The 16,791-nt window shown below is 66.3% G+C and carries 14 protein-coding genes; 7 read left to right on the top strand and 7 right to left on the bottom strand.

What is annotated here, in order from left to right:
- The first annotated feature begins 13 nt into the window (after window positions 1-13).
- The 5 genes from ACYZGB_RS12800 (at window position 14) to ACYZGB_RS12780 (ending at window position 5,211) form a co-directional block, all read left to right on the top strand.
- Window positions 14-751, top strand: a complete 738-nt coding sequence (locus tag ACYZGB_RS12800; RefSeq protein ID WP_462388727.1) for a lysophospholipid acyltransferase family protein — start codon at window positions 14-16, stop codon at window positions 749-751.
- A gap of 158 nt (window positions 752-909) precedes the next feature.
- Window positions 910-2,592, top strand: coding sequence for an OmpA family protein (locus ACYZGB_RS12795; RefSeq protein WP_462388725.1), 1,683 nt, complete (start codon window positions 910-912; stop codon window positions 2,590-2,592).
- 277 nt (window positions 2,593-2,869) lie between these two features.
- On the top strand, window positions 2,870-4,102 hold the full coding sequence (locus tag ACYZGB_RS12790) for a Yip1 family protein (RefSeq protein ID WP_462388724.1): 1,233 nt from the start codon (window positions 2,870-2,872) through the stop codon (window positions 4,100-4,102).
- Between the two features lie 141 nt (window positions 4,103-4,243).
- Window positions 4,244-4,810 carry a DUF4166 domain-containing protein gene (locus tag ACYZGB_RS12785; protein WP_462388722.1) on the top strand — a complete coding sequence of 189 codons (567 nt, stop codon included), beginning with the start codon at window positions 4,244-4,246 and terminating at the stop codon, window positions 4,808-4,810.
- Window positions 4,807-5,211: a thiol-disulfide oxidoreductase DCC family protein gene (locus tag ACYZGB_RS12780; protein ID WP_462388721.1), complete on the top strand. Its 405-nt coding sequence runs from the start codon at window positions 4,807-4,809 to the stop codon at window positions 5,209-5,211. Before ACYZGB_RS12785 ends, ACYZGB_RS12780 begins: the two co-directional genes overlap by 4 nt.
- Window positions 5,212-5,266: 55 nt before the next feature.
- Here ACYZGB_RS12780 and ACYZGB_RS12775 read toward each other — a convergent pair whose 3' ends face one another.
- On the bottom strand, window positions 5,267-6,349 hold the full coding sequence (locus ACYZGB_RS12775; protein WP_462388719.1) for an ABC transporter ATP-binding protein: 1,083 nt from the start codon (window positions 6,347-6,349) through the stop codon (window positions 5,267-5,269).
- Between the two features lie 119 nt (window positions 6,350-6,468).
- On the opposite strand from ACYZGB_RS12775, the gene ACYZGB_RS12770 reads away from it, so the two are divergent.
- Window positions 6,469-8,106 (top strand): ABC transporter permease, encoded by a 1,638-nt coding sequence (locus ACYZGB_RS12770; protein ID WP_462388843.1) that lies wholly within the window; start codon window positions 6,469-6,471, stop codon window positions 8,104-8,106.
- Between the two features lie 37 nt (window positions 8,107-8,143).
- Here ACYZGB_RS12770 and ACYZGB_RS12765 read toward each other — a convergent pair whose 3' ends face one another.
- From ACYZGB_RS12765 to ACYZGB_RS12740, 6 genes are all read right to left on the bottom strand, one after another.
- Window positions 8,144-8,866 carry a hypothetical protein gene (locus ACYZGB_RS12765; RefSeq protein ID WP_462388718.1) on the bottom strand — a complete coding sequence of 241 codons (723 nt, stop codon included), beginning with the start codon at window positions 8,864-8,866 and terminating at the stop codon, window positions 8,144-8,146.
- Between the two features lie 53 nt (window positions 8,867-8,919).
- Window positions 8,920-10,461 (bottom strand): PepSY domain-containing protein, encoded by a 1,542-nt coding sequence (locus ACYZGB_RS12760; protein ID WP_462388717.1) that lies wholly within the window; start codon window positions 10,459-10,461, stop codon window positions 8,920-8,922.
- A 19-nt stretch (window positions 10,462-10,480) separates the two neighbouring features.
- Window positions 10,481-12,694 (bottom strand): TonB-dependent receptor, encoded by a 2,214-nt coding sequence (locus ACYZGB_RS12755; protein WP_462388715.1) that lies wholly within the window; start codon window positions 12,692-12,694, stop codon window positions 10,481-10,483.
- 135 nt (window positions 12,695-12,829) lie between these two features.
- Window positions 12,830-13,189 carry a DUF2946 family protein gene (locus ACYZGB_RS12750; RefSeq protein ID WP_462388714.1) on the bottom strand — a complete coding sequence of 120 codons (360 nt, stop codon included), beginning with the start codon at window positions 13,187-13,189 and terminating at the stop codon, window positions 12,830-12,832.
- A gap of 212 nt (window positions 13,190-13,401) precedes the next feature.
- Window positions 13,402-14,841 (bottom strand): aldehyde dehydrogenase family protein, encoded by a 1,440-nt coding sequence (locus ACYZGB_RS12745; protein ID WP_462388712.1) that lies wholly within the window; start codon window positions 14,839-14,841, stop codon window positions 13,402-13,404.
- A 254-nt stretch (window positions 14,842-15,095) separates the two neighbouring features.
- Window positions 15,096-15,824 carry a FadR/GntR family transcriptional regulator gene (locus ACYZGB_RS12740; RefSeq protein WP_462388711.1) on the bottom strand — a complete coding sequence of 243 codons (729 nt, stop codon included), beginning with the start codon at window positions 15,822-15,824 and terminating at the stop codon, window positions 15,096-15,098.
- Window positions 15,825-15,949: 125 nt separating this feature from the next.
- Here ACYZGB_RS12740 and ACYZGB_RS12735 point away from each other — a divergent pair, with 125 nt between their 5' ends.
- Entirely contained in the window at window positions 15,950-16,681 is a 732-nt protein-coding gene (locus ACYZGB_RS12735) for an NAD-dependent epimerase/dehydratase family protein (protein WP_462388710.1), read from the top strand.
- Window positions 16,682-16,791 lie beyond the last annotated feature (110 nt).

Below are 16,791 nucleotides of genomic sequence, written 5' to 3'. Positions count from 1 at the left end.
GCGAGGCCTTGCGGTGAAGTCTTTGCGTGCCTGCTGGCGCCTGTTGCGTCTGCTCGGCCACATCGTCAAAGGGCTGGCCATCGTGGCGCTGCGGTTTCCTGCGCTCTCGCCCGACCAGCAGCACGCCCGCGTGCAGGCGTGGTCGCTGGAGCTGCTCGCACACGCCGGCATCCGCCTTCGCATCCTGGGCCAGCCGCCCGTCGCCGGGCCGGTGATGCTGGTGGCCAACCACATCTCCTGGCTCGACATCCCGGTGATGCACGCGGCGCGCCACTGTCGTTTTGTCTCCAAGTCCGACGTGCAGGGCTGGCCGCTGATCGGCACCCTGGCCACGGCCGCTGGCACGCTCTACATTGAGCGCAGCTCGCGCCGCGACGCGCTGCGCATGGTGCGGTCCATGCAGGAGGCGCTGGAGCGCGGCGAGGTGCTGGCCGTGTTCCCCGAAGGCACCACGGGCGACGGCCGCGAGATGCTGCCTTTCCACGCCAACCTGCTGCAGGCCGCCGTGGCCGCGCAGGCCCCGGTGCAGCCCGTGGGCCTGCGCTTTGCCGACCAGGCCACGGGCGCCACCAGCTTTGCGCCCAGCTACATCGGCGACGAAACCCTGGTGGGCTCGATCTGGCGCACGCTCAGCGCCCCGCCCATCGAGGCCGTGGTGCACTACGGCCTGCCCGAGCTGCCCGGTGACCGCGACCGGCGTGTGTTTACGCAGGATCTCCAGCAGGCGGTAGACCGGTTGCGCCGCAGCTGAGGACGGAAAGCACCCGTCGCCACCGAGAGGGCGGTTCTGGCCTTCATCAGCGCTAGGGCTACCGTACTCCTGGGCTTCAACACGCCGCCACCTGCACCGACCCATGGTTCCCACTGGGGCATATTTTGGTGGCCGCCACGCTGCATTAGAGTGTGGCCATGCTGTTCATACTGCGCACCTTCACACAGTCAATGTTGCTGGCGATCGCGCTGGTGCCGTCTTTCTCCTGGGCTTTTAGCCCCAGGATAGCGGCCGATGTTTTTTTTGAACCAGGCTCGTCAATCCTCCACGGTGAGAACATTGACAAGCTCGATAGGCTGAAGTGCAAATCTGTAACGATGCCGATAGATGATTTGGTGGTCGTTGGGCACGCCTCGTCGCGTGAACGCAATGCACAGGCCTTGTCGATGGCAAGGGCGCTCGCTGTGAAGCAATGGTTTGTGGACAACACGCAGTGGGGTGCCACCAGAGTACTCGCCGAGGCCAAAGGCGCACGCGAGCCTGTGGCAGACAACAACACAGACGAGGGCAGCGCGAAGAATCGTAGGGCCGAGATGATCGTGAGTTTCTCGGTGACGCCTGGTCGCTCTGCCTCGCTCTATTCCAGTCACTGTGCTGACTTGCGATGGGAGCAGTCTTTTCTCGCGCTGGAAGGCGACTCAGCCATGGTGGTGGCCCGATCTCTCGCACGCACGGGATGGGTGCGCGTGCCCAGCCTGTACCGCATCGCATTGCAAAGGCGGCGGGATGATTTGTTCACACGCTTGCCGCACGCGGGCATAGCAACCACCCGCTTGCAGCGGATCGAGATTGCCAAGATGGCCTTGGCTTTCGGAAAGTTTGACTACTTCAAGAACTGGCTACGCAGCGAGGGGCGCTCCCTGGAGGGTGCTCAACGAGACGCGCTGTTGAAAGGGGCGTGCGAGGGAGAGGGCAGTGTGCTTGAGCGCGCCGCTGTCATCCGTATGCTGCATGCAGCGGGTGCGGTATCCCGCACGCGGGAAGGCTTGCAATGCGCGGTGATGCACCGTAGCGCCCCAGTGGTCGAGGCCTATCTTGCCGGTGGCGCGCAGCGATTCATCGATGCAGACCTGGTCGTCGAAGCTGGCCGTCGTAGCCCAGAGGTCCTGGACCGCCTGCTGGCCTGGGGCGGCAATCTGGCGAGCCGGACTGTGCATGGCGCCACGCTGTTCCACACGTCTTCGCTTCAGACCGTGGCGGATGTGCAGCGCCTGCTCGATGGGGGCCTGGATATCAATGCCAAGGGGCGCACCTATCGATCTAACCGGGAAACGACCCCCCTGAAGGAGGCTGTGAGCTACGCCAGCGTGGAAGTCCTTGATTTCATGAAGCAGGCAGGGGCCGACATCAATACCCTGGGCCCAGCAAATTTGCAGGAGACCCGAATCGCCGCCAACCAGATCTGGATGGTGCGCAACGGGGTGCCGATCCCGAAAATAGCCGAGGCAGTGGTGCATGTGGCCCGCAAGGGAGAGGTGGCGCTGCCTGTGCTGGAGGCTATGCACGAACGCGGACTGGACCTTGGTGGGACCACTGCTTGGGGAGAAAGTGCACTGGGCGTTGCGATCTCCATGTATGAGCCAGCCGTGGTGCGGTTCTTGGTGGAGCGGGGTGTGCCCTTGCAGGTTCGCATGAATCGCGAGGCTTCGGTCCAGTCAGCCCTTGAGGCCGCAGAAAGCCTGTCGGAACTGGTTCCTCCACCCCCTTGTGCGTCCAATGGTGTATGTTTCACTGCTTTGCCGTACCCGCCTATTGTGGACCTGAAGCGCCAGCGCAAGAAAAATGAAATTTTGCAGATCCTGAGGACTGAGCGTCCCTGACATGGCGCAAACGGCGGCCTTCCATCTTGTTGGGCCTCCATCGTTCTGGCGCCGGACCTATCCCCGGTGGGAAGACGCCGCTAAATTGCTGGGCCCGCCGCTGCAGATCATTGTGGCAATCCACCGGTCGGAAACCGTGCATATTCCACGTTTTGGGTGGCGCATGATTTGCCGGTGCTAGCCAAAGCGGCGTTTCGTCCCGTATCGTCCGCGACTTTCGGCCTGCCAGCGCATGCAAGCGCATTGGCAGGCCCATCCACATTGCCGGGAGGGCACCATGAACTTGATCGAACGCGCCAAGAGCATTCTTCTGCAACCCAAGGACACTTGGGCGACCATCGATGGCGAGAGCACCGATGTGGCCACACTGTTCACCCGCTACGCGATGATCCTGGCCGCCATCCCGGCGGTCTGCGGGTTCATCGGCATGTCGCTGATCGGCTTTGGGGGCTTTGGCGTCACCATCCGTGTGCCCTTTGTCTCGGGCCTGATGAACATGGTCATTTCGTACGTGCTCAGTCTCGTCGGCATCTTCGTGCTGGGCCTGATCATCGATGCGCTGGCGCCCACCTTTGGCGGTCAGAAGAACCAGATCCAGGCGCTGAAAGTGGCGGTGTACGCCAGCACGGCGGCTCTGCTGGGCGGCATCTTCAGCCTGCTGCCCGCGCTGGCCATGCTGGGGCTGCTGGCGGCGCTGTACTCCATCTACCTGCTCTACACCGGCCTGCCCGTGCTCATGCGCAGCGCGCCCGAGAAGTCGGTGGGCTACACCGTGGTGGTCATCATTGCCGCCATCGTGATGGGCGTGGTCATCGGTGCCGTCAGCGCGCTGTTCATGCCGCGCAGTGGTGCGCTGTTTGGCGGTGCTGGGGCCCCGGCAATCACCATGAACACGCCCGGCGGCAAGGTGTCCATCGACACGGCGGGCCTGGAAGCTGCGGGCAAGAAGATGGAGGAAGCCGCCCGCAAGATGGAAGAGGCCCAGAAGAGCCAGGACCCTGCCGCCATCGCAGCCGCCACCGGCGACGCTGCCAAGGCCGCAGCGGGCCTGCTGGGCGGCGGCCAGGCCATTGCGGCGCAGGCGCTCAAGGCGGCTTTGCCCGAGAAGCTGGCGGGCCTGCCCCGCACCGGGTTTGGCGTGCAGGACGGCGCGGCCCTGGGCCTGCCCACCAGCCAGGCCAGCGCGCAATATGGCAGCGACGACAAGCAGCTGCGCCTGGAGATCGTGGACATTGGCGGCCTGGGCCAGATGGCCGCGATGGCCATGGGCATGGCCCAGGGCGAGAAAGAAGACCAGACCAGCGCCGAGAAGACCTGGCAGGAGGGCGGCCGCACGCTGCACACCCGCTACGAGAAGGACGGCAGCCATGCCGAGTTCAAGACCATCCTGAAGAACGGCCTGGTGGTCAGCATCGAAGGCGACAAGATCGGCGTGAAGGAGCTGCAGGGCCTGATGTCGCAGCTGGACCTGAGCGGGCTGGAGGGTCTGCAGCGCAAGGGCAAGTCCTGATCCTACTGGGAGCTGCGGGGACTGCGGTTTCGCTCTGGAAGGCCGACGGATGTCGGCCTTTTTTCTTTCTCGCAGGTGGTAGGGTGGGGGAACGGCTGGCGATAGACTGGCCTGGGTCATCCATTTCTCCCGCTTCGCTCCATGCTCCCCCTGTCTTTGTACCAACGAGTCCTGGGCCCCGCCTACCAGCGGCTGGCGCCCGCACTCGCGCGGTTCCATGGCCTTTCGGGCCCGCACCGGTTGATGGGCCAGGTGCAGGTCGAGGCGCCCGCCACCTGGCCGGGCCGTGTGCTGGCCTGGGCCCTGGGCGCGCCCCAGCGCGCGGTGCAGGGGCCGATCACCTTCGAGCTGCAGGCGCACCCCGATGCCGAGGTGTGGACCCGCCGCTTTCCTGCCCAGACCATGCAATCCACCCTGCGCGAGGCCGCAGGCCAGGTGGTGGAACACCTGGGGGCCGCGCGGCTGACCTTTGTGTTGCACGAGGCCGAAGGGCGGCTGGTGATGCAGTTGCAGCAGTTGCATTTCTGCGGCATTCCCTGCCCCGCATGGCTGCGCCCGCAGGTGGTGGCCGAGGAAACCGGCGTGGGCGATGCGTTGCACTTTTGCGTGTCGGCCACGGTGCCCGGCGTGGGGCGCGTGGTCAGCTACCAGGGGCACTTGCTGGTGCCGCCGGGCGCGGCCGGGGTAGAGCTAGGGGCGCTCGCATGATCGTGGTGTTTGATGGGCAGTGCCTGCTCTGCAATGGCTGGGTGCAGTTTCTGCTGCGGCACGACCGGTCTCAGCGCATCCGGTTTGCCTCCATCCAAAGTGCCGTTGGGCAGCAGCTGCTGGCACGGGCGGGGCTGCAGGTCGAGGGGCTGCAGACCTTGCTGGTCATAGACGGTGAGCGCAGCTGGCAACACACCGCCGCCATCCTGCGCGTGCTGCATGCCCTGGGCTGGCCGTGGCGGCTGGCGTGGGTGGGCTGGCTGGTGCCCGCACCGCTGCGCGACGCGCTGTACCGCTGGGTGGCGCGCAACCGCTATCGCATCTGGGGCCGTTCTGCCACCTGCATGCTGCCTGCGCCCGAGCACAGGGCGCGGTTTTTGGAGCAGGATACAAGCCGTTGATTGCTATATAAATAATAGCTATCAGCGCATGATGGGCGAGCGGTAAGCCCTGTTTTCATTCAAATCTCGGTGCGGATTCACGGGGGAAGGTGACCACATGGTCCACCTGCGCGCGGATGCCGATCCACTCACCCAGTGCGTGGTCGTGGTGGCTGGGGACATGGGCCAGCAGGGTGTGGCCGCTGGCCAGGCGCAGGGTGTACAGAAACTCAGAACCCCGGAACGACTTGCGCACGATCTGCGCCTGCACCGGCGCGTGGTCGTCGTGCACGATGTCGTCGGCGCGCAGCAGCACATCGCACGCGCCGCCGGGGTAGCTGCCGGGCAGGGGGCATTCGTCCAGGTCGGTCAGCTCGCCCAAAGGGGTTTGTGCCACCACGTTGTCGCCGCGCTGCTCCAGTGTGGCGGGGGCGAACACGCCGTGGCCGATGAAGTCGGCCACAAACCGAGTGGCAGGGCGGTGGTACAGGGTGTAGGCGTCATCCCACTGGTGCAGGTGGCCTTCGTGCATCACGCCAATCACATCGCCAATCGCAAACGCCTCGAACTGGTCGTGTGTCACAAGCAGGGCCGTGGCGCCTGCAGCTTTCAGGATGCCGCGCACCTCGTGCGCCAGGCGCTCGCGCAGGTCCACGTCGAGGTTGGAGAACGGCTCGTCCAGCAGCATGAGCTGCGGGCGCGGCGCGAGCGCCCGCGCCAGGGCCACGCGCTGCTGCTGGCCACCCGAGAGTTCGTGCGGAAAGCGGTGCTCGCTGCCTTCCAGCCCCACCAGCTGCAGCACCTCGGCCACGCGCGCGGCCTGCTCAGCCTTGGGCAGCCGGTGGATGCCAAACGCCACATTGCGGCCCACCGAGAGGTGCGGGAACAGCGCGTAGTCCTGGAACACCATGCCAATGCGCCGCTGCTCGGGCGGCAGGCTCAGCTGGGCGCTGCTGACCACGCTCTTGGTCAGGCGGATCTCGCCCCCTGTTACCGGCTCCAGCCCGGCCACCGCGCGCAGCAACGTGGTTTTGCCGCAGCCCGAGGGGCCGATCAGCACCCCGATGTCACTGGCTTTCAGGCTGAGCGTGACGCCTTGCACGGCGGCCTGTGCGCGGCCTGCGTAGCGCACTTCGAGTTGGGAGACCTCAAGAAACATGCCCCGATTCTAGGGGGGCAGGGGCGAATGCTTAAAATTCGCATTTGCATTCCTGGGCGCTGCGGTGCCCACGCCTTTCGGCAGGTGTGCGCTTTCTTCCTTCTGCCGAGCCCACCGCCTTGCGCCGCACCCCGTTTTCTGTCCTTCGCAGCATCCCGCTGATCCTGTTTGCAGGCTTTCTGGCCTTGCCGGTGCTGGCGGTGCTGGCGTCTTGGTTGCCGTTGTCGGCGCCAGGGCAAGGCGACGCGCAGGCGGGCGCCATCCTGCGCGAGATGGCCGCCACCGTGTTGCCCGGCTACGTGTGGACCACGCTGTGGCTGAGTGTGCTGGTGGCTCTGGGCGCGGCCGTGGTGGGCACGCTGGCGGCGGCGGCCGTCACGCTGTTCGATTTTCCGGGCCGCCGCACCTTTGAATGGCTGCTGTTGTTGCCGCTGGCCATGCCGGCCTACGTCACAGCCTATGCGTACACCGACTTCCTGCAGTTCAGCGGCCCGCTGCAGGTGGGCCTGCGCAACACCTTTGGCCTGGAAGGCCGTCTGCTGCCCGAGGTGCGCAGCCTGGGCGGCGCGGTGTGGGTGTTCATCTTCTCGCTCTACCCCTATGTGTACCTGCTGGCGCGCACGGCTTTGGGTGAGCGCGCCGCCCACCTCATGGAGGCCGCACGCCTGCTGGGCGCACCGCTCCCGCGCCGCATCCGCGCCGTGGCCCTGCCGCTGGCGCGCCCGGCCGTTGCCGCCGGGGTGGCGCTGGTGCTGATGGAAACCCTGGCCGACTTCGGCGTGGCCAGCTACTTCGGCATCCAGACCTTCACCACCGGGATCTACAAGGCCTGGCTGTCGATGGACAACCGCCTGGCCGCCGCGCAGCTGGCCACCATGCTGCTGGTGGTGGTGATGGCGCTGCTGCACCTGGAGCACCGTGCACAAAAGCGCATGCGCTTTGCCACTGGCGGTGGGCGCGCAGGCTCGGCCGAGGCGCAGCCACTGGCCTTGCGCGGTGCGCGCCGCTGGGCCGCCTGGGCGGTGTGTACGCTGCCCGTGCTCATGGGTTTTGTGGCACCGGTGGTTTTCATGCTGCGCCCGCTGGCGGCCGACTGGTCGGTGTTGCCGTGGGAGCGGTTCATGGAATGGGCCTGGCACAGCGTGCGCCTGGGCGGCATCACCGCCGTGCTGGCCGTGGCCATTGCGTTGGCGCTGGCCTTTGCGGTGCGCCGCCAGCCCGACGCCATCACGCGTGGCGTGGTGCAGCTGGCCAGCGTCGGCTACGCGGTGCCGGGCGCCGTCATCGTGGTGGGCCTGCTGCTGCCCGTGGGCTGGCTGCAGGCGGCCATGCCCCAGTGGGGCGTGGGCGCGCTGGTCACGGCCACGGCGCTGGGCATTGTGTGGGCCTACCTGGTGCGCTTTTGCGCCGTGGCCCTGCAGTCCATGCAAAGTGGCTACGCGCGCATCCCACTCAGCCTGGACGACTCCGCCCGCATGCTGGGCACCGGCCGCGCGGGCCTGCTGGCGCGCGTGCACTGGCCTCTGCTCAAACGCTCCACCGCAGCGGCTGCGCTGCTGGTGTTTGTGGACGTGATGAAGGAGCTGCCAGCCACCATGGTGCTGCGCCCCTTCAACAGCGACACCCTGGCCGTGGTGGCCTACCAGCTGGCGCGCGATGAACGGCTGGGTGAGGCCGCACTGCCGTCATTGGCGTTGGTGGCGGTGGGGCTGGTGCCGGTGATCTTGCTGAGCCGGACGCTGCGCAGCCGGGGGTAGCCTGCGCGCGAGCGAGGTCCTGCGCAGGCTCTTGTTATCACTGCGGCGGATACACCCAACCTGTGTACCGCCCGCCTGAGCCTTGTGTCGGCGGGCGAACGATCAACGTGCGGTACGACCTGTAGTTGCCGCTTTTCATCTCGTCTGCCACCCAGACGATCCATTCGCTCTGGCGGGTTTTCACGCTCCCGCTCGAAGCAGGGCGATTTACCACCGCAGCGATATGCAGGCTGAAGACCTGTTCGTCAGTTTCAACCTCGACAGATGTGGGGGTCATCGTCACCTGGGCCGAAGCCAGAAGCTGTTTGAGCGTGGGCCTTTGGGCGTCTGCGCGGTTGCGCAGGGACGAAGGGAAGGAGCGAAGGTCCAGCCGCTCGAACAGCGCCTTGGCCCCATGCGAAGGCGCGGTACCTGTGCCCAGGGTGAACGGTTCGTTGGCAATGAAGCGCACCGCGTCGCACACCAGATACTCAGCGCGGATCGCCGCACCGTGCACAGATTCTTCGGGCTGGCCCGCAGACAACTGGTTCAAATACTGCACGCAGTTTTCTGCGGTGGCGCCGTTGTCAAAGGCCAGAGGGCTTCGGGGCACGAGCAGGGCTTGCTTGAGGTCTTGCAGCGCGGCCTTCACCTCCGGGTTGAACACGTGCACGTGGGTGGTTGCCAGCGGACTGGCGCGTTGCCCCGCGTGCAAAGACTCGCTACACAGCACAAGCACAAACACGAGTGCAGCGATAGCGGTGAACCAGGTTTTTTGCATGGCGTAATTCTCCTTGGGCGGGATGGCTTGTCGTTGGGGCGACTTTCGGCACCTCACGCTATGGCCCGCAGCTTCACCCCTAGCCTGCGCCACCCCATCACCACCCCCGTCACGCTCATCACTGCCCCGCCCAGGCTCAGCACGATGAGCAGCACATCCCACAGCGGCCTGCGCTCCAGCAGGGGCAGCCAGTCCCAGCTGTGCAGCATCGCGAACAGCCAGCGGCTGGTGCGGCGGTGGCTGTCGGTGCGGCTGAGCACGGCGCCGGTGTGGGGGTCGATGTGCACCCAGGTGGCGTGGGGGTCGTCAAACACCAGGCGCAGAACCGGCAAAGGCTTCTCGGCGCCGCCGGTCATGGTGTGGGCGGCGCGGTCGTAGTAGTGCAGGTCGTAGGCGGTGAGGGTTTCGGTGCGCACCACGGCGTGGGGCAACAGGCGGGTTGCGGCCTGGGCCACAGCGCCTGTGGCCCAGGTGTGGGGCATGGCCGTGGCAGCGTCCAGCACCGCAGGTGCGCCGGTGGGGCTGTGTGCGAGCACCAGCGTGTGGCCTGCGCTGCGCACCCAGCGCAGTTCGCGGGTGTTGGGTGACCCGGCCGAGAGCAGCGCGTGCACCGTGGCGCCCTGCGCGGGCAGCACCAGCGGGCCGCCGTTCATGGCCTGCTGGCGTAGTGGTGCTGCGCCGTTGTCAAAAATCTTCCAGGGGTTCATGGACATGAGGCCGCTGAAGATCCAGGTGAATGTGATCAGCGCAAACACCAGTCCGGACACATGGTGCCAGCGCATCATGAAGCCCCGGTAGGGCGTTCGCGAACCCGTCTTGTACCGGCCCTGGAAGCGCCAACGCAGCACGCCCACCACGGTGCCCGTCAGGGTGAGCACGATGCCCGCAATGGAAAGCCAGTTGACGATGTCCGTCCAGTAGCCGTTGAAGACATTGCCCCGGAAGGGGTACAGCCAGTGGATCCAGGCCCCGGCATAGTTCCAGGCGCGCTCGTGCAGCGGTGCATCGCGTACGACCTCGCCCGTAGTGCCCGACACATAGACCACGGTGCTGGCGCTGTCGCCCAGGTGCAGGCGGTGCAGCGGGCGGTGTACGTCGAGCGCGCGCGAGTGGGTAAAGGCGTCTTCGTCGATCGTGCCCTGGTACTCGATGGACGGGTTGGCTTCCTGTGCAAAGGCGCGGGCCGATGCGATGGCGTGCGTGGTGTCCACGCGCTGCAGTCGCTCGCCCGTCGTGGCGTCGATGACGGCGGGGGCTGGCAGTCTGCGGGGCCGTGGTGCGGCGTCTCCGGTGGGGGCTGCGGGCATGACCAGGTATATCGGCCGCCCGCCGCTGGCTGCCGCCAGCCGCAGGTCTTGCAGCGGGCCCGCCATGCCTGCGCGTGTCAGGGCTTCGGCGGGCTCGAGCAGAGGCGTCGTGCCCAGCGCCGCACCGCGCAGGGGCGGCAGATGGGCCAGGCGCTCGGCCTGCGTGAGCTTGGGGTAGCCCACATACATCATCACCACGCCCGAGAGGAACCACATGGCGAAGAAGGCGCACAGCAGCACGCCCAGCCAGCGGTGGACGAGGTACAGCCAGCGTTTGGCGTGTGGCATGTCCGGTTCCTTGCCTGCGTCAGAACGCGGTGTGCAGCGTCACGTCCAGCGTGCGCGGTGCGCCCAGGTAGACCTGGTCGCGCGTCTCGGCCGCGTAGATGCGGTCGGTGGCGTTGCGCACGCGGGTGGTGAGCGTGGTGGTCTTGTTGACCTTCCAGGCCAGGCCCAGGTCGAGCAGGGTGTACGACGGCCAGAACTTGGTGTTGGCCGCATTGCCATACACCTTGCCCACATGGCGCACACCCGCGCTGGCGGTGACGGTGGGGGTGACCGTGTACGACGCCCACAGGTTGGCGACCTGCTGCGGCACCAGTTGCGGCACGTTGCCCGCGCGCGAAACGCCGCCTTGCACAAAGTTCTCATACCGCGCGCGGATCAGCGACAGGTTGCCCTGCAACTGCCATTGCGGCGTGGGGCGCACGCCTGCCGATAGTTCAATGCCCTTGGACGACTGCTCGCCCACCAGCACCGTGAGATTGGGGTTGGACGGGTCTTGCGAGGCGATGTTCTTGCGGCGGATGTCAAACACCGCCACCGTGGCGCTGCCCTTGCCATCCCAGAAGTCGAACTTACTGCCCACCTCGACCTGGCGGCCTGTGGTCAGTTCGCTGTTGTTGCGCACATCGGCAAACGAGGCCGAGGCCAGCGAGCCGGAGGGCGGGTCGGCCGCGTTGGAGGCCTGCGCATACAGGTTGGCGCCGGGCGCAATGTCCCACACCACGCCCAGGCGGCCCGTGGTGGGGCTGTAGCTGCGGCTGAAGGTGGCGGGTGCGGTGGCTGTGACGGCGCGGCGGTTCACCAGGTCCAGCTCGATGCGCTCGTGGCGCAGCGCGGTGATGAGGTTCACCCCGGAGGCCACCAGGGTGCGGTTTTCCAGGTACAGCGCGGTGTTGGTGATCTTGTTGTCCTTGTCAGGGTTCAGGACGGGTGACATGCCGGGAATGTCGAAGAAGTTCTCGGTGGAGAAGTGGTACGGGTTGACAGTGCTCACGGTGACCGAGGGGCCGAACGGGAAGCGCGTCTGCTTGTTCACGCTCGCGTCCAGGCCAAAGGCCCAGTCGCTCTTTCGGCCTGCGAGCTGGCCTTGGTACGTGCCCTCCAGCCGGTCGCCCACCAGCTGTTGGTCGTGGCGTTGCAACAGCGGGGATGTGCGCGTGACCGCCGTGTTGGTGGCATTGAAGGTGTAGATCTCCACGTTGCGGTAGTCGCGCAGTGCGTCGTACACATAGAACGTGTTCTTGAGTTGCAGCGCATCCGACACGCGCCATTGCGCCACTGAGCGTAGCCATTGCACGCGGTGTTCGTACATGCCGTCGGCGCTGTTGTAGTTCTTGAAGCGCGTGGCCGGGTCGATGTGCAGCGCGCCCACGGCGGGGTTGAGCACCGGCGTGCCCCAGTAGGGCCGGTCCACATGGTCCTTCTGGTATTCATAGGCCAGCGTATGGCTGAAGCCGCCGCCCAGGTCCGACAGCAGCGAGGTCGCGAGCTGGGTGGACTGTGTCTTGGTGCCTTCGATCCAGCTGCCTGCGTTGCGGCGGTTGAGGTCGATGCGCGCGTAGTGCGCAGGGCCTGCACTGCCATCGCCCCCCGCAATGCGGCGGTTCAGGCCCACCGACACTTCCTTCATGTCGTACGAGCCCAGGCGCAGCTGCGCTTCAGCAAAGTCGCTGCGTTCGGCCGTCTTGGTGATGTAGTTGATGGAGCCGCCCACGCCCCCCGAGCCGTACAGAAAACTCGATGCACCGCCGATGGCCTCGACCCGGTCGTAGATCCAGCTATCGACCGCGCGTGTGGCGCTGCCATATTGCGGGTTGATGCCGTTGTAGAGCTGCGCCACGGAGTTGCTGGTGAAGCCCCGGTAGTGGGCGGACATCGAACCCGGAGCGTTGTGCGCCACCACGCCGGGCACGGCGCGCAGGATTTCCTGCGTGTCTTGCGCGCCGCGTGCGTCGATGGTGGCGCGGTCCACCACGGTGACGGAGGCCGGGTTCTCGCGCACCGTCAGGCCCAGGCGGCTGCCGGTGTCTACGGGCGTGTCCAGGCTGAGCTTGCCGTTGGGGGATGCGGCGGCATCGACCACATCCACGGCCTGCAATGTGGGTGTGGTGGTGGTCTGCGCATGGGCTGCCACCGAGGCGAGCGCACAGGTGGCAAGCACCCCCAGGCACAGAGGGGAAAGGGGCAGGCGCGGAAAGGCCGCAGCGCTGCGCGAAGCAAAGGAGATACGGGACATGAAAACGCTCTTGTCTTGAAGCGACAGTGCAGCCAGGCCCGCGTGGGGTGCACGCAGGGCTGCGCCGTCTGGAAACCAGCGGGAACAAGGCAGCGCCCGATCACCAGGTACGGGGTACTGCCAACAGGCTTCAGATCAAGAGCGCGATGGGGGCCCGCGTGCGGGCAGCGGTGCTGCAGTGGCGGCAGCGATGCGGGCGGCCTCGACGGGCTGCAGCGCATGGGCCAGGGGATGGGGTGGCAGCACTGCGACTACCGGTGTGGGGGGCGGGGCGCTGGCGGTGGAGCACAAGGGGCAGTCCATGCCCATGGCGCCCATTTCCACCGTGCCGTCGTCGGTCTGCGCCAGCAGCTTGATGGCGCCGGTGCCCGAGCAGATCACTTCGAAAGATTGCGGGTTCACCAGCGGCGATGCAATCGCCATCCCCATCGACGCCACGAACCATGCCAGCACCCACAAGCGCAGCGCAGCAAAGGTTCGTCGGGGGGCGGTCATGGGGCGCGATGATAGCGGAGGGGATCCAGGCCCGCGCTGAGGCAAGTGTTGGGAGGGGCGATCCTCACCTCAGTCGATAGGTCCGGCGCACTTTGATTGCTATAAAATATATAGCTAAAAACGCCCTCTGATAGCGCGGTAGGGCTTGTTTTTTCTTATGGTTTTTCGCAACCCACTGCGGCGCCTACCCGGTGGGTTGCGTGCTGGCAGCCTTACGCCTGCGTGTACGCCGTCTTCACCGTGGTGTAGAACTCCGCCGCGTAGCGCCCTTGCTCACGTGGTCCGTAGCTGCTGCTCTTGCGGCCGCCGAACGGCACGTGGTAGTCCACGCCCGCCGTGGGCAGGTTCACCATCACCATGCCGGCTTGCGCGTGGCGCTTGAAGTGCGTGGCGTGCTTGAGGCTGGTGGTGGCGATGCCGCTGGCCAGGCCGAAGGGCGTGTCGTTGGCCAGGGCCAGCGCTTCGTCGTAGTTCTTCACGCGCTGCACGCTCACCACGGGGCCAAAGATTTCTTCGCGGTTGATGCGCATGCCGGGCGTGGTCTCGGTGAACAGGGCGGGGCGCAGGTAGTAGCCGGGCGCGCCGTCGGCGTTCTTCTCCAGGGCCTCGCCACCGAAGGCGAGCTTGGCGCCTTCCTGCTGGCCGATGCCGATGTACTCCAGGTCCTGGGCCAACTGGCGGTCGTCCACCACGGGGCCGATGTCGGTGTCGGCCTTGCGCGCGTCGTCCACCTTCAGGGTCTTCATCTTCTCGACCATGGCGGCCACGAAGCGGTCATGGATGCCTTCGGTCACGATCACGCGGCTGCTGGCGGTGCAGCGCTGGCCGGTGGAGAAGAAGCCGCTGTTGATGGCCGCGCCAACGGCCACGTTCAGGTCCGCGTCGTCCAGCACCACGAAGGGGTTCTTGCCGCCCATCTCCAGCTGCACCTTGGCGCCGCGCGGCACGCAGGCGGCGGCCACGCGCTGGCCGGTGCCGACGGAGCCGGTAAAGCTCACGCCCGCGATGCGCTCGTCTTCGAGCAGCACGGCGCCCACTTCAGAGCCGCGGCCCATCACCAGGTTGAAAACGCCAGCTGGCAGGCCCGCGCGGTGCAGGATGTCGGCCAGCGCCCAGGCGGAGCCCGGCACCACCTCTGCGGGCTTGAACACCACGCAGTTGCCGTAGGCCAGGGCCGGGGCGATCTTCCAGGCCGGAATGGCGATGGGGAAGTTCCACGGCGTGATGATCCCGATCACGCCCAGGGGCTCGCGCGTGATCTCGATGCCCACGCCGGGGCGCACCGAAGGCACCAGCTCGCCGCCGGGTCGCAGAGCCTCGCCAGCAAAGAACTTGAAGATGGCGGCCGCGCGGCCCACTTCGCCGATGGCTTCGGGCAGGGTCTTGCCCTCTTCGCGGGCCAGCAGGTCGCCGAGCTCGGCCTTGCGGGCGATGAGTTCGTTGCCCACAGCATCGAGGATGTCAAAACGCTGCTGCGGGGTGGACAGGCTCCATGCCGGGAAAGCCGCGTGTGCGGCGGCCACAGCTTCGAGCGCCTGCTCGCGGCTGGCCACGGCGTAGTCGCCGATCACGTCGCGTGTGTCGGAGGGGTTGGTGTTCTGGTAGGTGCGGACGCCGTCGGTCCAGGCGCCGCCAATCAGGTTTGCATGCATGGCTGTGGTGGTGTGTGGGTGGTTGAAGAAAGTCGAATCAAAGTCCCTGCACCAGAGAGCCGGTGGTGAGCGGGCCCCGCCGCTGCAGGGCCTGTAAGCCGGGCCCTTCCCGTGGGGCGGGGTTTTGTATTGGGGTTTTGTTGTATGTCATCGTACAACATAAGCCGGAATTTGGGTACTGTGGGTAACTACTCATGGGACCACTGCATGCCTGCACCGCCGGTGGGGTGGGGCCCGCTGCGTGCCATCTGTTTTCAGCTGGCCTCGGCCTGCGCACGACGTCGGCGCTCGCGGCTGTTGGCCAGGTGGGTGCGCATGGCGGCGCGGGCAGCATCCGGGTCCTGGCCGACGATGGCGTCGTAGATGCTTTCGTGTTCGCCATTGACACGCCGCAAGTACTGGCGTCGCTCGTCGTTGGCCGAGTCCATGGCGGCCAGCCGGGCGCGCGGGATGATCATGCTGCCCAGCGTGCCCATCAGCTCGGCAAAGTGACTGTTCTGCGTGGCGCGAGCAATCTCCAGATGGAACTGGAAATCCGAGGCCACGGCGTCCCGCCCGGCATCCACGGCGGCGGCCACGGCGTCCAGCGCTTCGCGCATGGCTTTCAGGTTGGCATCGGTGCGGCGCTGGGCGGCCAGGGCCGCCGCCTCGGTTTCGACGCCGATGCGCAGCTCCAGCACCGCAATCACATCACGCAGGGTGCTGAACTGGTCGGGTGTGATCTTGAAGCCAGGCGCCTGGCCCAGCCCCAGCACAAAGGTGCCGATGCCGTGCCGCGTCTCCACCAGACCCGAGGCCTGCAGCTTGGAAATCGCCTCGCGCACCACGGTGCGGCTCACGCTGAACTCGGCCATGATGGCGGCCTCGGTGGGCAGCTTGTCGCCCAGGGCCAGGCGGCCATCGCGGATGCGGTCTCCGAGGGACTCCACCAGCTCCAGGGCCAGGGTGCGGGGCTTGCGGCGAAGGGCGGTATCTATGGTCATTCTTGGTGTTATCCCTATGGGGCGCCGGGGGCAGAAGCAGTACATTGCAATTCGTTGTACGACAACTGATGACATTCAACAAATGTGTTGCCACTGTACCAAGAACCTTTGCCTTTGTAACTGCCATGCCTTGCCATCCGACGCCCATTCGCTTCCAACGCCTGTTGCTGACCGGAGCTGCCGGAGGCCTGGGCCAGGAACTGCGCACGCGCCTGAAGGCCTATTGCACCACCTTGCGTTTGTCGGACATCGCCAACCTGGGCGAGGAGGGCGCAGGAGAGGAGCTGCGCCCCGCACGCCTTGAAGACGCTGGCACTGTGCTCAGCTTGCTGGAGGGTGTCGATGCCGTGGTGCACCTCGGGGGCGTGTCCACCGAGCAGCCGTGGGAACCCATCCTGCAGGCCAACATCGTCGGCGTCTACAACCTGTATGAAGCGGCCCGCAAGCAAGGCGTTAAACGGGTGGTTTTTGCCAGCTCCAACCATGTGACGGGTTTTTATCGCCAGGATGAGGTGGTCGGCCTGCGCGACCCGGCGCGCCCCGATGGGCTCTATGGCGTGTCCAAGGCGTTTGGCGAAGACCTCTCGCGTTTCTATTTCGACCGCTACGGCATCGAGACCGTGTGCCTGCGCATTGGCTCATCCTTTCCCGAGCCGCGCAATCGCCGCATGCTGGCCACCTGGATGAGCTACGACGACCTGGAGCGCCTCGTCGTTGCCAGCCTCACCGCCCCCGTGGTGGGGCACAGCATCATTTATGGCATGGGCGACAACACCACCACCTGGTGGGACAACACCCTGGCGCGCCATATCGGCTATCGGCCCGAGGACAGCTCCGAGCTGTCCGCGCCGAAGTAGAACTGAGCCACCGCGCCGCTTGAATCGTGAGCCAGGGGTGGGAGCCGACGCTGTGATGGTCGGCTGTGGATAAGTGTATGCCTTGCCTTGTTCTGTGACCTCTTTTCGCT

This window comes from Acidovorax sp. Q11 (assembly GCF_054950075.1).
This window is presented reverse-complemented; position numbering and strand designations above follow the sequence as displayed.

Coding starts and splice junctions, on each gene's coding strand:
- ACYZGB_RS12775 (WP_462388719.1), bottom strand. CDS start 6,349: ATGTTTCTTGAGGTCTCCCAACTCGAAGTGCGCTACGCAGGCCGCGCA.
- ACYZGB_RS12790 (WP_462388724.1), top strand. CDS start 2,870: ATGAACTTGATCGAACGCGCCAAGAGCATTCTTCTGCAACCCAAGGAC.
- ACYZGB_RS12755 (WP_462388715.1), bottom strand. CDS start 12,694: ATGTCCCGTATCTCCTTTGCTTCGCGCAGCGCTGCGGCCTTTCCGCGC.
- ACYZGB_RS12740 (WP_462388711.1), bottom strand. CDS start 15,824: ATGACCATAGATACCGCCCTTCGCCGCAAGCCCCGCACCCTGGCCCTG.
- ACYZGB_RS12760 (WP_462388717.1), bottom strand. CDS start 10,461: ATGCCACACGCCAAACGCTGGCTGTACCTCGTCCACCGCTGGCTGGGC.
- ACYZGB_RS12735 (WP_462388710.1), top strand. CDS start 15,950: ATGCCTTGCCATCCGACGCCCATTCGCTTCCAACGCCTGTTGCTGACC.
- ACYZGB_RS12745 (WP_462388712.1), bottom strand. CDS start 14,841: ATGCATGCAAACCTGATTGGCGGCGCCTGGACCGACGGCGTCCGCACC.
- ACYZGB_RS12780 (WP_462388721.1), top strand. CDS start 4,807: ATGATCGTGGTGTTTGATGGGCAGTGCCTGCTCTGCAATGGCTGGGTG.
- ACYZGB_RS12785 (WP_462388722.1), top strand. CDS start 4,244: ATGCTCCCCCTGTCTTTGTACCAACGAGTCCTGGGCCCCGCCTACCAG.
- ACYZGB_RS12795 (WP_462388725.1), top strand. CDS start 910: ATGCTGTTCATACTGCGCACCTTCACACAGTCAATGTTGCTGGCGATC.
- ACYZGB_RS12765 (WP_462388718.1), bottom strand. CDS start 8,866: ATGCAAAAAACCTGGTTCACCGCTATCGCTGCACTCGTGTTTGTGCTT.
- ACYZGB_RS12750 (WP_462388714.1), bottom strand. CDS start 13,189: ATGACCGCCCCCCGACGAACCTTTGCTGCGCTGCGCTTGTGGGTGCTG.